Origin of the sequence: Pseudomonas sp. LABIM340, from assembly GCF_040017195.2 — a bacterium.
Taxonomy (GTDB): domain Bacteria; phylum Pseudomonadota; class Gammaproteobacteria; order Pseudomonadales; family Pseudomonadaceae; genus Pseudomonas.
In genome coordinates, this window is sequence record NZ_CM200227.1 from 4,944,664 (window position 1) to 4,961,517 (window position 16,854).

Sequence of the window (16,854 nt, forward strand, 5' to 3'; positions counted from 1 at the left end):
CATCAATGTCAAGGGGAGGACATTGTTTCATCTGCGTCAAATATGTGCATAAGGGTAACACCGGTCCCAAGGTTACTCCCTTTCAGACCCGGCGGTCAGCGCAGCGTTCCAGAGCGCTTCCCGCACAAATGAAAACGCCCCGTGGGTAACGGGGCGTTTTCTCTGGTACGAAGGTACTCAGTTATTGCTTGGGCGCTTCCGCGGCCGGCGCAGGAGCTTCGGCTTCAGGCTGGTTCGGGTCCTTGATGGCCAGCAGCTCCAGGTCGAACACCAGGACCGAGTTGGCCGGGATGGTCGGGCTCGGGCTCTGGGCGCCGTAGGCCAGCTCGCTCGGGATGAAGAGCTTGATCTTCTCGCCGACGTGCATCAGTTGCAGGGCTTCGACCCAACCCGGAATCACGCCGCCAACCGGCAGGTCGATCGGGCTGCCACGCTGGATGGAGCTGTCGAAGACCGTACCATCGACCAGCTTGCCTTCGTAGTGAACGGTGACGACGTCGGTGGCCTTGGGCTGCGCGCCGTCGGCTTTCTTCACGACTTCATACTGCAGGCCGGACTTGGTGGTGACCACGCCCTCACGCTTGCCGTTTTCCTCGAGGAATTTCTTACCGGCTTCCAGGGCCTCGGAATTCTTCTTGGCGACCTGCTCTTCAGCGCGCTTCTGCAGGGCAGTGAAGGCTTCGGTCAGCTCTTCGTCGGTCAGCTTCTGCTTCTGCTTGCCGACGGCGTCTTCGATACCCAGGGCGACGGCTTTCGAATCCAGGTCATTCATGCCTTCCTGGGCGAGGCTCTTGCCCATGTTCAGGCCGATGCCGTAGGAGGCTTTCTGCGCAGGAGTCTTGAGTTCCACTTCGGCGGCCTGTTTGTCGCAGCCCGCGAGAACCAGGCCGACCAGCGCGATCGCTGCCGCCAACCGATGTTGTTTCATGCTGAATCCTTGTCTTTGCGCCGTCATGGCTGAAGTAATGAAGCCGCGAGCTTATCAGGCGCTCGTGGCCAGTGGCTATGGGCAATAGGAACCACTACCGGGGGAGAAGTTCCCACAGCAAACTTATAAGAAAATTAACAGGATAAGTCAGACGGCCAGCACGGAATCGCTGTGATCGAAACGAGCAACTTTCGACGGGAAGCTTCGCAGGAAAGCCCGTTGCCGATAAAAAGGCAGGCAAAGAAAAAGCCCTCAGGTATTGCTACCTGAGGGCTTTTCGAATTGTGGCGCAGCGGACGGGACTCGAACCCGCGACCCCCGGCGTGACAGGCCGGTATTCTAACCGACTGAACTACCGCTGCGTCGGACCTCGAGTGGTGGGTGATGACGGGATCGAACCGCCGACCCTCTGCTTGTAAGGCAGATGCTCTCCCGGCTGAGCTAATCACCCTTCGTCTCGAAGTGGGGCGCATTCTACGGAGGACATTGATACCTGGCAAGCCCCCGGATGAAAAAAATTTTCAGATGTTCCAAAGGCTTAGATGAAGAGAGCGAATGACGAAACGGGGTTGGCCTGAACCGCGCCGAACGGAATAATGCATCCTTTGTGTCCAGGAGTTAGCCCCTCATGTGGTTCCGCAACCTGCTCGTATACCGACTCACCCAGGATCTGCAGATCGACGCCGATGCCCTGGAGAAAGCCCTGGCCAGCAAGCCGGCGCGCTCCTGCGCCAGCCAGGAACTGACTACCTACGGTTTCTCCGCGCCTTTCGGCAAGGGCCCGGACGCCCCGCTGGTGCACGCCAGCGAAGGCTTCGTCCTGGTCAGCGCACGCAAGGAAGAGCGCATTCTCCCAGGCAGCGTCGTGCGTGACGCGCTCAAGGAGAAGGTCGACGAGATCGAAGCCACGCAGATGCGCAAGGTCTACAAGAAGGAACGCGACCAGATCAAGGACGAGATCGTCCAGACCCTGCTGCCGCGCGCCTTCATCCGTCGTTCGGTGACTTTCGCCGCCATCGCCCCGAGCCTCGGCCTGATCCTGGTCGATACCTCAAGCGCGAAGAAGGCCGAAGATCTGCTGTCGACCCTGCGCGAAGCTCTGGGCTCGCTGCCGGTTCGCCCGCTGACCGTGAAGACCGCACCGACCGCCACCCTGACCGACTGGGTGAAGACCCAGGAAGCCGCCGGCGACTTCTTCGTCCTCGACGAGTGCGAGCTGCGTGATACCCACGAAGACGGCGGTGTGGTGCGTTGCAAGCGCCAGGACCTGACCAGCGAGGAAATCCAGCTGCACCTGACCTCCGGCAAGCTGGTCACCCAGCTGTCCCTGGCCTGGTCGGACAAGCTGTCCTTCGTCCTCGACGACAAGGTCGCGATCAAGCGCCTGCGTTTCGAAGACATGCTGCAGGAAAAGGCAGAGCAGGACGGCGGCGAAGACGCCCTCGGCCAGCTCGACGCCAGCTTCACCCTGATGATGCTGACCTTCGCCGAGTTCATCCCGGCGCTGATCGAAGCACTCGGCGGCGAAGCGATGCCCGAAGGCATCTGATGCCCCTTCAGGCGCCGCGTTCGCGCGGCGCCTGACACCATAAAAGGCCCACATAAAAAGAAGGACGGCCCATGCGTGCTCTCATCCTGCTCAGCCGCTTCATGGGCAACACCTTCGCCCTCTGGGTGCTGCTCTTCGCCATCCTGGCGTTCTTCGTTCCCTCCCTGTTCACCCCGCTCACCGTCGCCATCGTGCCCATGCTCGGCGTGGTGATGTTCGGCATGGGCCTGACGCTCAAGGTCGAGGACTTCGCCGAAGTCGCCCGGCATCCCTGGCGCGTCACCCTCGGCGTGATCGCCCATTTCGTCATCATGCCCGGCATGGCCTGGCTGCTCTGTCAGCTGATGCACCTGCCGCCGGAAATCGCCGTGGGCGTCATCCTGGTCGGCTGCTGCCCCAGCGGCACCGCCTCCAATGTGATGACCTGGCTGTCGCGCGGCGACCTGGCGCTGTCGGTGGCCATCGCGGGCGTAACCACCCTCCTCGCCCCGCTGCTCACCCCGGCGCTGATCTGGCTGCTGGCCTCGGCGTGGCTGCCGGTGTCCTTCGGTGCACTGTTCTGGTCGATCCTGCAGGTCGTCGTGGTGCCCATCGTCCTCGGCCTCGCTGCCCAGCGCCTGCTCGGCGCGCGGGTGCGCCATGTGGTGGAGGTGCTGCCGCTGATTTCGGTGATCTCCATCGTGATCATCGTCGCCGCGGTGGTCGCCGCCAGCCAGGCGAAGATCGCCGAATCCGGCCTGCTGATCATGGCCGTGGTGATCCTGCACAACGGCTTCGGTTTCCTGCTCGGCTACTTCACCGCCAAGGTCTTCGGCCTGCCGCTGGCGCAGCGCAAGTCACTGGCGCTGGAAGTCGGCATGCAGAACTCCGGCCTTGGCGCGGCCCTGGCCAGCGCGCACTTCTCGCCGCTGGCGGCAGTGCCCAGCGCGCTGTTCAGCGTCTGGCACAACATCTCCGGCGCCACGCTTTCCACCTGGTTCCGCCGAATGACCGACGAGCCATCGGTCCGGGAAAAGGCCCCGCAATAGGGCAGGAAACCGGCGCCGGCTTGCCCGGCGCACCGGTTTTGTGCAAAATACTGCACATTGTGAGGACGACCTCACCACCTTCCGGTGCTCCAGCGGGGACGGCCCTCCATACCTTCCACCGTCTGGAGAGTTCCATGTCCTGGATCATTCTGTTCGTCGCCGGCCTGTTCGAAGTCGCCTGGGCCGTCGGATTGAAATACACCGAAGGTTTCACCCGTCCGATACCGACCGCTCTGACCGTGCTGGCGATCATCACCAGCATGGGCCTGCTTGGCCTGGCCATGAGAAATCTGCCGCTGGGCACCGCCTACGCCATCTGGACCGGCGTTGGCGCGGTGGGCACCGTCATCGTCGGCATCGTGCTGTTCGGCGAGTCCATGGCGCCGGTACGCCTGCTCAGCGTCGCGCTGATCCTGTGCGGACTGGTCGGACTGAAATTGAGCCACTGACGCTGTATCGGTTCTCGATACCGGCGGGCTGTCGCTTTCCCGAAAATTTGTCGGTATGCTGCGGGCCACTGTGTTTGCTTGGGTCACTGTGGCTCGTGACCAGGTGGGGCCACGCCCCGCCAACCGGCTTCGACTGCACCTTGCAACTCAGGACGAGCGCGGACTTTTCCGCAAAACAATATTCAATTGTTCAAGGTGTATTTCCATGTCGAATCGTCAGACCGGCACCGTCAAGTGGTTCAATGACGCCAAGGGCTTCGGCTTCATCACTCCGGAAAGCGGCAACGATGTCTTCGTTCACTTCCGCTCCATCCAGGGCAACGGCTTCAAATCGCTGCAGGAAGGCCAGAAGGTCTCCTTCGTAGTAGTTGAAGGCCAGAAGGGCCTGCAGGCTGACGAAGTTCAGGTTATCTGAACCGCGACACGCCCATGAAAAAGCCCCGGCATTGCCGGGGCTTTTTCTTTGCCGCAAGAATAGTCAGCGCGCCGCACCACGCAGCACGGCGACCTGCTCCTGCAGCGCCAGGCGCTTGGCCTCCTCCGGCGCCACCGGCTGACCGGCCACCAGGCAGACCCGCGACCACAGGCGGCGCAGGAAGCCCTTGTTCGGATCGCGACTGAAGAAGCTGCCCCACAGCCCTTGCAACGCCATCGGGATCACCGGCACCGGGGTCTCCTCGATGATGCGTTCCACGCCACCGCGGAACTCGTTCATCTCGCCGTCCAGGGTCAGCATGCCTTCGGGGAAGATGCATACCAGCTCCCCTTCTCGCAGGTACTCGGCGACCTTGGCGAAAGCCTTCTCGTAGGTCGCGGCATCTTCGTTACGCCCGGCGATGGGTACCGCGCCCGCGGTGCGGAAGATGAAGTTCAGTACCGGGATGCGGAAGATCTTGTAGTACATGACGAAGCGCACCGGACGGCGCACGGAACCGGCGATCAGCAGCGCGTCGACGAAGGACACGTGGTTGCACACCAGCACGGCCGGGCCTTCGTCGGGGATGGCTTCGAGGTTGCGATGGTCGACCCGGTACATCGAATGGGTCAGCAGCCACACCAGGAAGCGCATGGTGAACTCGGGCACGATCTTGAAGATGTACACGTTCACCGCGACGTTCATCAGCGAGAGCACGAGGAACAGCTCGGGGATCGTCAGCTTCGCCACCGACAGCAGCAGGATCGAGACGATCGCCGCGACCACCATGAACAGCGCGTTGAGGATGTTGTTGGCGGCGATCACCCGGGCGCGCTTGTCCTCCTCGGTACGCGCCTGGATCAGCGCGTACAGCGGCACGATATAGAAGCCACCGAAGATGCCGATGCCGAGGATATCCGCCAGCACCGCCCAGGACTGCGAGTGCTCCAGCACCGCCAGCCAGTTGTAGGGCTGCTCGCCCTGCGGGAAGCCACCCGAATGCCACCACAGCAGGATGCCGAACAGGCTCAGGCCAATGGAGCCGAAGGGCACCAGGCCGATCTCGACCTTCTTGCCGGAGAGCTTTTCGCAAAGCATCGAGCCCAGCGCGATGCCCACCGAGAACACGGTGAGGATCAGCGTCACCACGCTCTCGTCGCCGTGCAGCAGTTCTTTGGCATAGGTCGGGATCTGCGTCAGGTAGACCGCGCCGAGGAACCAGAACCAGGAGTTGCCCACCAGCGAGCGCGACACTGCCGGACGCTGGCGCAGGCCGAGCAGGAGGATGCTCCAGGACTGACGGAAGATGTTCCAGTCGACCTTCAGGTCCGGCAGCGCGGCGGCGGCGCGAGGAATCTTGCGGCTGGCGAGGAAGCCGCAGACGGCCACCAGCACCACGGCAATGCCGACGCCGGCGGCATAGTCCTGCCGCGACATCAGCACGCCTGCGCCGATCGTCCCGCAGAGGATGGCGAGGAAAGTGCCCATTTCCACCAGGGCGTTGCCGCCGACCAGCTCGTCCTCGCGCAGGTGCTGCGGCAGGATCGAGTACTTCACCGGGCCGAACAGCGCCGAGTGGGTGCCCATGGCGAACAGTGCAAGGAACAGCAGCGGCAGGCTGCCGAACACGAAGCCCGCGGCGCCCACCGCCATGATCACGATCTCGGCCAGCTTCAGCGCGCGCATCAGCGCGTCCTTGTTGAACTTCTCGCCGAACTGTCCGCCGAGGGCGGAGAACAGGAAGAACGGCAGGATGAACAGCAACGCGCAGAGGTTGACCAGCAGGTTGCGGTCACCGCCGACGGTGAGGTGGTAGAGGATCGCCAGGATCAGCGACTGCTTGAAGATGTTGTCGTTGAAGGCACCCAGCAGCTGGGTGATGAAGAAGGGCAGGAATCGCTTGGTGCCCAGCAGGGCGAATTGCGAGTGTTGAGACATCGTCCTTGTATACCTGCGTAGCGGCCTTGAGCCGGAATGACAGCACGGATATGACGGCAACAGCGTGAAGAAAAGCCACATTTCCCGCACAAATCCATTCGAACAGTGCAATCGGTGCATGAAAAAGCCCGTCGCGAAGGACGGGCTTTTCACCGAGCCGGGAAGACGTCAGAAGCCGACGCTGCCCTGCACGTAGAAGGTGCGCGGCTCGCCGAGGTAGATACCGGCGTTGTTGTCGCTGGAGCGGGTGTAGTTCATCTGGTCGAAGATGTTCTTCACTCCGGCGGCGACCTTCAGGTTCGACGCCTGCGGGCCGAAGTCGTAGCCCACGCGGGCGTTCCACAGCACGTAGCCGGGGATGTTGCCGTACTGGCCGTCGGCAGTTGGCTCGGTGATGTAGTCGCCGGTGAAGCTGCCGTTGGAGTTGGTGGTCGGGCCGGGCGCACGCTGCTTCGACTGGGCGAAGCCGTCGAAGTTGTAGGTCCAGCGGTCATGCTCGTAGCGCAGGCCGATGGTCGCCACCTGGCGCGAGTAGAGCGGCAGGTCACGGCCCTTGAAGCCGGGGATCTCGCCTTCGTAGGTCGCGCGGGTGTAGGTCAGGGTGCCGTAGGCGGTCAGGCCGGCAAGGACCGGGTCGAGCGCAGCCATGTCGTAGTGCGCCGAGGTCTCGATGCCCTGATGCTTGGTGGCGCCCAGGTTGGTCCAGCCCACGTCGTTGCTGATGTACTGCAACTCGTCGTCGAAGTCGATGTAGAACAGCGTGACCTCGCCACCCCAGGTGCCGTTGTCGTAGCGGGTGCCCACTTCGTAGGTCTTCGCCTTCTCCGGCTGCAGGCCGCTGGCAGTGTCGTTGCCGCTGCCGCCCTGGCCGAGCTGGAAGTACTGCAGGCTGCCGAAGGAGGTCTCGTAGTTGGCGAACAGCTTCCACTCGTCCGACAGGTGATACATCACCGCCAGCGCCGGCAGCGGCTCGTTGTAGTCCTTGCTGCGGTTCTTTTCCTGGACCGGCTTGCCCTTGTTGTCGATCACCGGGCGCTCGTGCCAGTCGGTGGAGATGCGCTCGAAGCGGATCCCCGGGGTGACGGTCCAGTTGCCCACGTCGATCTTGTCGTCGAGGTAGATGGAGTTCGCCTCGGTGCCGCCGGTGCGGTCCTGGTAGGTGTGCCCGTCGCCGCCGGGAGTCGGCAGTGTGGTCGGGATGTTGTTGATCAGGGCAACCTGGCTGGCGCGCTCGTGCATCGCTTCCTTCAGGTAGCGGTAGCCGATGCTCGCTTCCTGGGTGGTCGGGCCGACCATGAAGATCTTCGACACGCGCGGCTCGATACCGAAGGTGTGGTAGTCGCGCGGGTACGACGCCAGGGTCTTGAGGTCGCGGTTGGCGATGGTGCTGCCGCGGAAGCTGTCGCTGTAGTAGGTCAGCACTTCGACCTGGGTGAGGTCGTCGATCTGCCGCTTGTACTTGAACGAGAAATCCTTGCGACGGCCGGTGAAGTTGTCATAGTCGCGCACCGACTGGTACGGGTCCTTGTCGAACTGCGCCTGGGTCAGGCCGCCGGGCATGTCGGCGCTGCCGTCGTAGTAGTGGAAGTTGGCGGAGAACTCGTCGGCGTCGGTGGGTGCCCAGTGGGTCTTGAACATCACGTCGTCGATATCGGTGGCGTCGTTGCTGTCGCGGTAGCCCGCGCCTTTCACGCCCGAGTACAGCAGCGCAGCGCCCATGCCGTTGTCGGCGGTGCCGCCGAGGAAGGCGTTGTAGAGCTTCTTCCAGCCGCCGTGGGAAGCGGTTTCCACGGTGCTGCCGACATCGCCGGAGAATTCCTTGGGAATCGCGCGGGTGACGAAGTTGATCACCCCGCCGACGTTCTGCGGTCCATAGCGCACGGAACCGGCGCCACGCACGACGTCGACGCTGTCGAGGTTGCCCACCGACAGCGGGAACATCGACAGCTGCGGCTGGCCGTAGGGTGCCACGGCGGCGGGGACGCCATCGATGAGCACGGTGGAGCGCGGCGACAGGCGCGAGGTCAGGCCGCGCACGCCGACGTTGAGGGAAACATCGCTGCCGCCGGTGCCGTTGTTGTTCTGCACCTGCACGCCGGGAATGCCGCGCAGCACGTCGCGCACGTTCTGCGCGCCTTCCTCGATCATCTGCTCGCGACGCACCACGGTGCGTGCGCCGGGGTGGTTCTGCACCACCTGCTGATCGGCCTCGCCGAGCCAGTCACCGACCACGGTGACGGTCTCCAGCTCCTTGGTCTCTTCCTCGGCCTGCGCTGGCAGCAGCGGCGTGGCCAGGGCTACGGCGATCGCCAGGCGCGACCACGAACGAACGTGCGACATGCTTCCCCCTCCCCGGGTACTTCGTGAAGGGGCGGGAAATTAGAACTGATTGTAAATTTTGTAAATGCAAATGTATCGCAAATGACAAAATATTCCGGTTGACTCAGATTCTCTTTTCGGCATCTCGAACGACTGTTCATCAGCCACGGCAATAGGCCAGCAGCCCTTCGGTGGCGGGCTCTGGCCGATAACGACGCCGGAAAAATCAGACGGGACGGAAAGACCGCGCACAGGCCTGACGGTATTCGCCGGGGCCGACGCCATAGGCCTGCTTGAACTGCCGGCTGAGGTGACTCTGGTCGGCGAAGCCCAGCTGCATCGCCACGTTCACCGGCATGCAGCCCTGCTTGAGCAACGCCCTCGCCTGCTCCAGCCGGCGCTGCTTGAGCCAGGCATGGGGCGGCAAGCCGGTGGCCTTGCGGAACACGCGGGCGAAGTGGAAGGGCGACAGCCCGACGGCGGCGGCCAGTTCTTCCAGCGACGGCGGCTCCATCAATCGCGAGCCGAGCAGCTCGCGGGCGCGAGCCACAGCCACGGGCTCTTTGCCCGCTGGCGGTGCCTCGGGAATCCGCGCATGGCGCTGGAACAGCAGCAACAGCGCCTCGCGCCAGCAGGTCTGGCGCTGCAGCACGGTGGCGTCGGAATCCACCAGGCGGTGGGCGGCGAACAGCGCCTGCACCAGCTCCGGGTCGAACACCACGCTGGCATCGAACGACGGCGTACCGCCTCCGCCGAGCTCCAGCTCCTCCAGCACACCGGAAACCTGCGCCAGCTCCGGGTAGAAGCCGCGGTAGCGCCAGCCGGCCTCGTCGGCCTTGGAACCGGTGTGGACTTCGTCGGGATTGATCAACACCACGCTGCCGGCCGGGGCGAAGTGCTCGGCGCCGCGATGGTGGAAGCGCTGCGCGCCCTGCTCGATCATGACGAAAGCGAAGCCTTCATGGACGTGGGGCGAGAACACCTGCTCGATGTAGCACGCGTGCAGCAGCTCGACGCCGCCCAGCTCCTGGGCGCGCCAGAAGCGGGTGCGTTCGCCGCTCGCGTTGTGTTCTGCCATGCACTACTCCGCCCTGGAATGATCTAAACGCCGAGCCATTGCTGGCACCTCTGTGCCTGTGCTTGCCCTCACCCCAGTCCTCTCCCAGGGGGAGAGGGGTCAATCCGTGCCGGCTGACATAACGGTTTCATCCTGCGCCGATCGGTCCCCTCTCCCCTGGGGAGAGGGTTAGGGTGAGGGGTCTTGAGCCGCGAACAGAGTATCACTCAGCCGTTGAAACCGGCTTCCAGCGCGGCCTTCACCTGCGGCCATTCCTGGTCGGTGATGCTGTAGAGGATGGTGTCGTCCAGCCGCCCGCCGGCCAAGCGCCGGTGGTTACGCAGTACGCCCTCGCGCACCGCGCCGAGCTTCTCGATGGCGCGCTGGGAGCGCTCGTTGCTGGCGGCGGTCTTGAACTGCACGCGGACCATCTTCCAGCTGTCGAAGGCGTGGCGCAGCATCAGGTACTTCATCGTGGCGTTGAGGCCGCTGCCGTGCTGGGCCTGATCCAGCCAGGTGGCGCCAATCTCGCAGGCCGGCAGCGCCGGGAGAAAATCCATGAAGCGCGTGGTGCCGACGATCTGGTTGCCCAGGCGTACCACCAGCGGCAGGGCGCGGCCCTCGCGCTGGTCCGCCAGGCCCTGGCGGTACCAGTCCGGGCGCCCCGGCGCACTCATGAACTGCAGGACGTCGCGGTTCTGTTCCGCCAGCGTCACCAGGTCCGGCACGTCGGCCTCCACCATCGGCTCCAGGCGCAGGGCCCCGCGCTGCAAGGTGATGGGTAACGGTCTGAACATGGCGCCCTCCTCGAAACTCGACGCGAAATCATCGCTCACATCAGAGCGTAGCGGCCCGCTGAAGTGCCGCGCGCCGGCAGGCGCACGACAGACGGACCGCGAAAAGGCCGGCAAGCTACCAGCCCGGCGCTCCGCCCTCAAGTGTGAGCCGCGACACAGCACCACTGAGACATTGGTAGCAGGCGTCTGACAGTTCCGGACTTTGGTGCGAAACTGCTGCCAGTGCTCCTGCGGGGGAGCCAGTTCACTTCCGGAGTCAGCATGTCGTTGTCCAGTGGGTTGATCGCAACGGTCGCCCTGCTCTACATGGCGGTCCTGTTCGCCATCGCGTTCTATGGCGACCGCCGTCGCGCCCCACTTTCGCCGCGCGTCCGCGCCTGGGTCTACAGCCTGTCCCTGGCGGTCTACTGCACCAGCTGGACCTTCTTCGGCGCCGTCGGCCAGGCCGCCGACCAGCTGTGGTCCTTCCTGCCGATCTATGTCGGCCCCGTGCTGCTGATGCTCTTCGCGCCGTGGGTGCTGCAGAAGATGATCATGATCAGCAAGCAGGAGAACATCACCTCCATCGCCGACTTCATCGCCGCGCGCTACGGCAAGTCCCAGGCGCTGGCGGTCGTGGTGGCGCTGATCTGCGTGGTCTGCGTGCTGCCCTACATCGCCCTGCAGCTCAAGGGCATAGTCCTCGGCGTCAACCTGCTGATCGGCGCCGGCCCCGACTCCAGCGGCATCCGCGCCCAGGACACGGCGCTGATCGTGTCGCTGATCCTCGCGCTGTTCACCATCGTCTTCGGTACCCGCAACCTGGACGTCACCGAGCACCACCGCGGCATGGTGCTGGCCATCGCCTTCGAGTCGCTGGTCAAGCTCACCGCCTTCATCGCCGTCGGCATCTTCGTCACCTACGGCCTCTACGACGGCTTCGGCGACCTGGTCGACAAGGCCCGCGTCGCCCCGCAGCTCAACGAGTACTGGAAGGAGACCGTGCACTGGCCGGCGATGCTGCTGCAGACCGGCGTGGCGATGACCGCGATCATGTGCCTGCCGCGTCAGTTCCACGTGCTGGTGGTGGAGAACATCGAGCCGCGCGACCTCAACCTGGCGCGCTGGGTGTTCCCGATCTACCTGGTGCTGGCCGCGCTGTTCGTGGTGCCCATCGCCCTCGCCGGGCAGATGCACCTGCCCGCCGGCGTGATGCCCGACTCCTTCGTGATCAGCCTGCCGCTGGCCGAGGCGCATCCGGCGCTGGCCCTGCTGGCCTTCATCGGTGGCGCTTCGGCGGCCACCGGCATGGTGATCGTGGCCAGCGTGGCCCTGTCCACCATGGTCTCCAACGACATGCTGCTGCCCTGGCTGCTGCGCCGCAAAGGCGAAGCCGAGCAGCCCTTCGAGGTGTTCCGCCACTGGCTGCTGACCGTGCGCCGGGTGAGCATCGCGCTGATCCTCCTGCTGGCCTACGTCAGCTACCGCCTGCTGGGCTCCACCGCGAGCCTCGCCACCATCGGCCAGATCGCCTTCGCCGCTATCGCCCAGCTGGGCCCGGCGATGATCGGCGCGCTGTACTGGAAGCAGGCCAACCGCCGCGGCGTGTTCGCCGGCCTCGCCGCCGGCTCGCTGCTTTGGGCCTACACCCTGGTGCTGCCGGTGGTCGCCAAGGGCCTGGGCTGGCCGCTGGAAACCTTTCCCGGCCTGGCGTGGCTCGCCGGCCGCCCGTTCGGCCTGTCCATCGAGCCGCTGACCCTCGGCGTGCTGCTCTCGCTGATCGGCAACTTCGCGCTGTTCGGGCTGGTCTCGGTGTTCTCCCGCACCCGCGTCTCCGAACACTGGCAGGCCAGCCGCTTCATCGGCCAGGAGATCTCCCAGAAGCTCAGCTCGCGCTCGATGCTCGCGGTGCAGCTGGAAGACCTGCTGATGCTCGCCGCCCGCTTCGTCGGCGAAGAGCGTGCACGGCAGAGCTTCATCCGCTTCGCCTATCGCCAGGGCAAGGGCTTCACCCCCAGCCAGAACGCCAACGACGAGTGGATCGCCCACACCGAACGCCTCCTCGCCGGCGTACTCGGCGCCTCCTCCGCGCGCGCCGTGGTGAAGGCCGCCATCGAAGGCCGCGAGATGCAGGTGGAGGACGTGGTGAAGATCGCCGACGAAGCCTCCGAGGTGCTGCAGTTCAACCGCGCACTGCTGCAGGGCGCCATCGAGAACATCACCCAGGGCATCAGCGTGGTCGACCAGTCGCTGCGCCTGGTGGCCTGGAACCACCGCTACATCGAGTTGTTCGAGTACCCGGACGGGCTGATCTACGTCGGCCGCCCGATCGCCGACATCATCCGCTACAACGCCGAGCGCAACCTCTGCGGACCGGGCGACCCGGACCTGCACGTCGCCAAGCGCCTGTACTGGATGCGCCAGGGCACGCCGCACACTTCCGAGCGGCTGTTCCCCAACGGCCGGGTGATCGAGCTGATCGGCAACCCCATGCCCGGCGGCGGCTTCGTCATGAGCTTTACCGACATCACCAACTACCGCGACGCCGAACAGGGCCTGAAGGACGCCAACGAAGGCCTCGAGCAGCGCGTGCAGGAACGCACCTTCGAGCTGTCGCAGCTCAACCAGGCGCTCACCGAGGCCAAGGGCACGGCCGAGGCGGCGAACCAGTCGAAATCACGTTTCCTCGCTGCGGTCAGCCACGACCTGATGCAACCGCTGAACGCCGCGCGGCTGTTCTCCGCCGCCCTCGCTCACCAGGAAAAACTGCCCGAGGAGGCCACCGAACTGGTGCGCCACCTGGACTCGTCGCTGCGCTCGGCAGAGGACCTGATCACCGACCTGCTGGATATCTCGCGTCTTGAGGGAGGGCGCGTCAGCGCCGACGTCGCGGCCTTCCCGCTGAGCAACCTGTACGACACCCTCGGCGTGGAATTCCGCGTCCTGGCCCAGGAACACGGCATCGACTTCCATGTGCGCGGCAGCAAGCTGCGCGTGGAAAGCGACATCAAGCTGCTGCGCCGCGTGCTGCAGAACTTCCTCACCAACGCCTTCCGCTACGCCAAGGGCCACGTGCTGCTCGGCGTGCGCCGCGAGGCCGGGCACCTGCGCCTGGAAGTCTGGGACCACGGTCCGGGCATCCCGCCGGACAAGCTCCAGGTGATCTTCGAGGAGTTCAAACGCCTGGACAGCCACCAGACTCGCGCCGAGAAGGGCCTGGGCCTCGGCCTGGCGATTGCCGACCGGCTGTGCAAGGTGCTCGGCCACCGCCTGGAAGTACGCTCCTGGCCGGGCAAGGGCAGCGTGTTCAGCGTCAGCGTGCCGCTGGCGCGCCAGCCGGCTCCGGCACCGCTCAACGGGCACAAGGTGGAAACCCCGGAACAGCTCAATGGCGCGCAGGTGCTCTGCGTCGACAACGAAGACAGCATCCTCACCGGCATGAACAGCCTGCTGACCCGCTGGGGCTGCCGCGTGCTCACCGCGCGTAGCCGAGAGGAATGCCAAGCGTTGCTCGAAGGCGATGCACGCCCGCAACTGGCACTGATCGACTACCACCTGGACGACGGCGAGTTGGGCACCGACCTCATGGCCTGGCTGCGCACCCGCCTGGGTGAACCGGTGCCGGGCGTAGTGATCAGCGCGGACGCGCGCCCCGAACTGGTGGCGCAGATCCACGCGGCGGGGCTGGACTTCCTGCCCAAACCGGTGAAGCCGGCGGCGCTGCGGGCGCTGTTGAGTCGGCATTTGAGTTTGCGCTGATGCTTCTCAGCGGGGGCTTGGTACCCTCTTTCTAACCCTCTCCCTGAAGGGAGAGGACTGGGGAGAGGGTCCTCCAGGCGACTCCGCCCCCGACTCAAGCCACCCTCCCCCGCCACTGCAACAACACCACCCCGGCGATGATCAGCCCGACGGCCAGCAGGCCCTCGGGCGACAGCCGCCGCACCGGGAAGCCGGCCCAGCCGAACTGGTCGCACAACGCCGACATCAGCATCTGCCCCGCCACCACGCAGGCCAGGAAAGTCGCCGCACCCAGCTGCGGCGCCAGCATCACCGCGACCGTCAGGTAGGCCGCGCCGAACAGCCCGCCCAGCCAGCCCCACCAGGGCGTGGTGGCGATGCCCGCCGCCGGTGGAAGCGGCACGCGGAAGGCCAGCAGCGCGATGATCACCGCCGCCAGGCTTACGCCCAGGGACGTCAGGCTGGCGCTCAGTGGGTGTCCCAACTGGCGGCCGAGCAGGGAATTGCTGCCGGCCTGCAGGGCGACCAGCGCACCTACACCGATGGCGGGCAGCAGAAGAAGCAGTTTCGACATCGACTTTCCTCCGTTTCTTGTCGATGCCTTCAGCTTCTGCTATCCATCCCGCGCATGGAAATGAATGATCGGTACAGCACAGATGCACTCGATTCATGACTTGCGCCGCATCGACCTCAACCTGCTGGTGATCCTCGATGCGCTGCTGGACGAGCGCCACGTCTCCCGCGCGGCCGAGCGGCTGGCGATGACACAGCCGGCGGTGAGCCATGCGCTCAACCGTCTGCGCGACCTGCTCGACGACCCGTTGCTGGTGCGCGCCGGCAACCAGATGCAACTGACCCGCCGCGCGTTCGAGCTGGCCGGGCCGCTGCGGGAAATCCTCGGCGGCGTGCGCCGGCTGGTACTGGGCGACGATTTCGACCCGGCCAGCGCCGAGTTGGAGTTGCGCCTGGGCATGTCCGACTACGGCACCTGGGTGGTACTGCCGGTCCTGCTGCCGCTCCTGCGCCGCGAAGCGCCGGGCATTCACCTGGACGTGCGCCAGGCCTCGCGTGTGGGCATGGCCGAGCAGGTGGCGAGCGGCGAGCTGGATGGTGCAATCGGGGTCTTCCCGATGCTGCCCGAAGGGCTGCGTGTGCAGCAGTTGTTCGAGGAACGCTTCGTCTGCCTGTGCTCGAGGGAAACCCTGGGCAAAAGACAGCGCCTGGACCTGGACGACTACCTCGCCGCCCCGCACCTGCGGGTCGCCCTGCAACAGAGCCCGGCGGAAGAGATCGACAGTCACCTGGAAAAACTCGGCCGGCGCCGTCAGGTGGCCGCCACCGTACCGCACTTCAGCGTCGCTCCCAGCCTGTTGGTGGGCACCGACCTGGTGCTGACCATCGCCGCGCGAATGCTCCCGGATGATCTCGAAAGCCAAGGCCTGGCGAGCTTCGAGCCGCCGCTGAAACTGGCACCGTTCGACTTCGTGCAGATCTGGTCGGAAACCAGCGAGGACGAGCCCGCGCGGCGCTGGCTACGTGGAAAACTGGCCGAGGTGGCCGGCCGGACCTGAGGCGTTACTCCGGCGTTTCCAGCCGGCGGAGGATTTCCCCGACACGCTCGCCGAGCATCTCGTTGGCCGAGCGTTTCAGGCCGCGCGCCAGCTCCACCAGCACCACCTGCTCGGCCACTGGCCGCAGGCGCTGGAAGACTTCGGCAAGGCGTTCGAGGTCCGCCGCGCCGGGCAGCAGGTCGGCGCCGGGCTTGTCCACCAGATGGGTCACCACCAGCCGCACGATGCCGGCGGCCAGGTGTTCGGTGTCGGTCCGCAGCACCGCCAGATGATCCAGCAGCGACGCCAGTGGAATCCCGGCGCGGTACAGTTCGACGCCGGCATTGAACAGGCGCGGGCTTGGAATGCTGATGCGTTCGCCATCGAAAGCCAGCAGGCCCTGCGCCAGCGCCTGGTCGATCACCGCATCATTCAACTCATCGCCGAACAGCGCCTGCAGCTCGCTGAACTCGATGCTGCCAGCGGACTCCAGGTTCCACGGCCCGACGATGGCTTCGTCGAGGCCGAGCACATGGTCCAGGTCGTGGCCATGCTCCCAGCTCTGCAGCAATTCCTTGATGTTGGCGATGTTGTAGCCGCGCTCCAGCAGGCGGTTGATCAGCCGCAGCCGGCGCAGGTGGCTGGCGAAATACACCCCGGCGCGGCCGCGGCGCTCGGGCGGCGGCAGCAGGCCGCGATCCTGATACGCGCGCAGGTTGCGCACCGTGGTGCCGCCTTCGCGGGCCAGCTCATCCACCGTGTACTCGCGCTCGTCCTCCACCGTGGAGGGCGCATCGTCCGGGCGTTGCAGCAGGCGCTGCAGCAGATTCAGGGGTGTGCTCATGGCGCGGATGATAGTCACCGTTGCGCCCTCAGAACAATCGAAAGCACTAGTCCCAAAGTGATCCGCCGCACAGCCCGGCAGCCCAACCAAAGACGGGAACTGCATCCGCCACAAATCCCCCGCCCCTCCACAACCCGCGCCGCCAGCGGCTCCGCGCCCCGGTAACACTCAGGGCCCGGCGCGCACGGCATGGCGCAACGCCCGCCGATGGGTCAGCATCGATCGTGACATTGCTCAATGTCACGATAACAATAACCAGCCTG

General features: G+C 65.2%; 12 protein-coding genes, 2 tRNA genes and 1 pseudogene. 6 read left to right on the top strand and 9 right to left on the bottom strand.

Annotated features, from left to right (window positions below; genetic code table 11):
- Window positions 1-181: 181 nt before the first annotated feature.
- The 3 genes from ABKS89_RS22640 to ABKS89_RS22650 all read right to left on the bottom strand — a co-directional run bounded on the left by ABKS89_RS22640 (window position 182) and on the right by ABKS89_RS22650 (window position 1,379).
- Window positions 182-928, bottom strand: a complete 747-nt coding sequence (locus ABKS89_RS22640) for an FKBP-type peptidyl-prolyl cis-trans isomerase (protein WP_081520206.1) — start codon at window positions 926-928, stop codon at window positions 182-184.
- A 285-nt stretch (window positions 929-1,213) separates the two neighbouring features.
- Window positions 1,214-1,290: transfer RNA gene (locus tag ABKS89_RS22645), tRNA-Asp, on the bottom strand.
- A 13-nt stretch (window positions 1,291-1,303) separates the two neighbouring features.
- Window positions 1,304-1,379: transfer RNA gene (locus tag ABKS89_RS22650), tRNA-Val, on the bottom strand.
- 177 nt (window positions 1,380-1,556) lie between these two features.
- Here ABKS89_RS22650 and rdgC point away from each other — a divergent pair.
- The 4 genes from rdgC to ABKS89_RS22670 all read left to right on the top strand — a co-directional run bounded on the left by rdgC (window position 1,557) and on the right by ABKS89_RS22670 (window position 4,369).
- Window positions 1,557-2,477, top strand: coding sequence for a recombination-associated protein RdgC (gene rdgC / locus ABKS89_RS22655; protein WP_348587157.1), 921 nt, complete (start codon window positions 1,557-1,559; stop codon window positions 2,475-2,477).
- Between the two features lie 71 nt (window positions 2,478-2,548).
- Window positions 2,549-3,505, top strand: a complete 957-nt coding sequence (locus ABKS89_RS22660) for a bile acid:sodium symporter family protein (RefSeq protein WP_348587159.1) — start codon at window positions 2,549-2,551, stop codon at window positions 3,503-3,505.
- Window positions 3,506-3,639: 134 nt separating this feature from the next.
- Window positions 3,640-3,954 carry a quaternary ammonium compound efflux SMR transporter SugE gene (sugE, locus tag ABKS89_RS22665; RefSeq protein WP_017522056.1) on the top strand — a complete coding sequence of 105 codons (315 nt, stop codon included), beginning with the start codon at window positions 3,640-3,642 and terminating at the stop codon, window positions 3,952-3,954.
- 205 nt (window positions 3,955-4,159) lie between these two features.
- Entirely contained in the window at window positions 4,160-4,369 is a 210-nt protein-coding gene (locus ABKS89_RS22670; protein ID WP_138215253.1) for a cold-shock protein, read from the top strand.
- Window positions 4,370-4,432: 63 nt separating this feature from the next.
- Here ABKS89_RS22670 and ABKS89_RS22675 read toward each other — a convergent pair whose 3' ends face one another.
- The 4 genes and pseudogenes from ABKS89_RS22675 to ABKS89_RS22690 all read right to left on the bottom strand — a co-directional run bounded on the left by ABKS89_RS22675 (window position 4,433) and on the right by ABKS89_RS22690 (window position 10,512).
- On the bottom strand, window positions 4,433-6,307 hold the full coding sequence (locus ABKS89_RS22675) for an MFS transporter (protein ID WP_348587161.1): 1,875 nt from the start codon (window positions 6,305-6,307) through the stop codon (window positions 4,433-4,435).
- A gap of 168 nt (window positions 6,308-6,475) precedes the next feature.
- Window positions 6,476-8,647 carry a TonB-dependent receptor family protein gene (locus tag ABKS89_RS22680; RefSeq protein WP_348587162.1) on the bottom strand — a complete coding sequence of 724 codons (2,172 nt, stop codon included), beginning with the start codon at window positions 8,645-8,647 and terminating at the stop codon, window positions 6,476-6,478.
- Window positions 8,648-8,852: 205 nt separating this feature from the next.
- A complete protein-coding gene (locus tag ABKS89_RS22685) occupies window positions 8,853-9,704 on the bottom strand; it encodes a helix-turn-helix transcriptional regulator (RefSeq protein WP_348587164.1) in 852 nt (283 codons plus the stop codon).
- Window positions 9,705-9,910: 206 nt separating this feature from the next.
- Window positions 9,911-10,512: pseudogene (locus tag ABKS89_RS22690) on the bottom strand (GNAT family N-acetyltransferase).
- Window positions 10,513-10,741: 229 nt separating this feature from the next.
- Here ABKS89_RS22690 and ABKS89_RS22695 point away from each other — a divergent pair.
- Window positions 10,742-14,218: a PAS domain-containing hybrid sensor histidine kinase/response regulator gene (locus tag ABKS89_RS22695; protein WP_348587166.1), complete on the top strand. Its 3,477-nt coding sequence runs from the start codon at window positions 10,742-10,744 to the stop codon at window positions 14,216-14,218.
- A gap of 94 nt (window positions 14,219-14,312) precedes the next feature.
- Here ABKS89_RS22695 and ABKS89_RS22700 read toward each other — a convergent pair whose 3' ends face one another.
- Complete coding sequence (locus ABKS89_RS22700) at window positions 14,313-14,771, bottom strand: DMT family transporter (RefSeq protein ID WP_138215259.1); 459 nt, start codon at window positions 14,769-14,771, stop codon at window positions 14,313-14,315.
- 82 nt (window positions 14,772-14,853) lie between these two features.
- Between ABKS89_RS22700 and ABKS89_RS22705 the strand changes: the two genes are divergently transcribed.
- Window positions 14,854-15,768: a LysR family transcriptional regulator gene (locus ABKS89_RS22705; protein WP_348587614.1), complete on the top strand. Its 915-nt coding sequence runs from the start codon at window positions 14,854-14,856 to the stop codon at window positions 15,766-15,768.
- A gap of 4 nt (window positions 15,769-15,772) precedes the next feature.
- On the opposite strand, the gene ABKS89_RS22710 is transcribed toward ABKS89_RS22705, so the two are convergent.
- The gene (locus ABKS89_RS22710) at window positions 15,773-16,471 is read right to left on the bottom strand and encodes a MerR family transcriptional regulator (protein WP_242015394.1); all 699 of its coding nucleotides are present in this window, start codon (window positions 16,469-16,471) and stop codon (window positions 15,773-15,775) included.
- Window positions 16,472-16,854 lie beyond the last annotated feature (383 nt).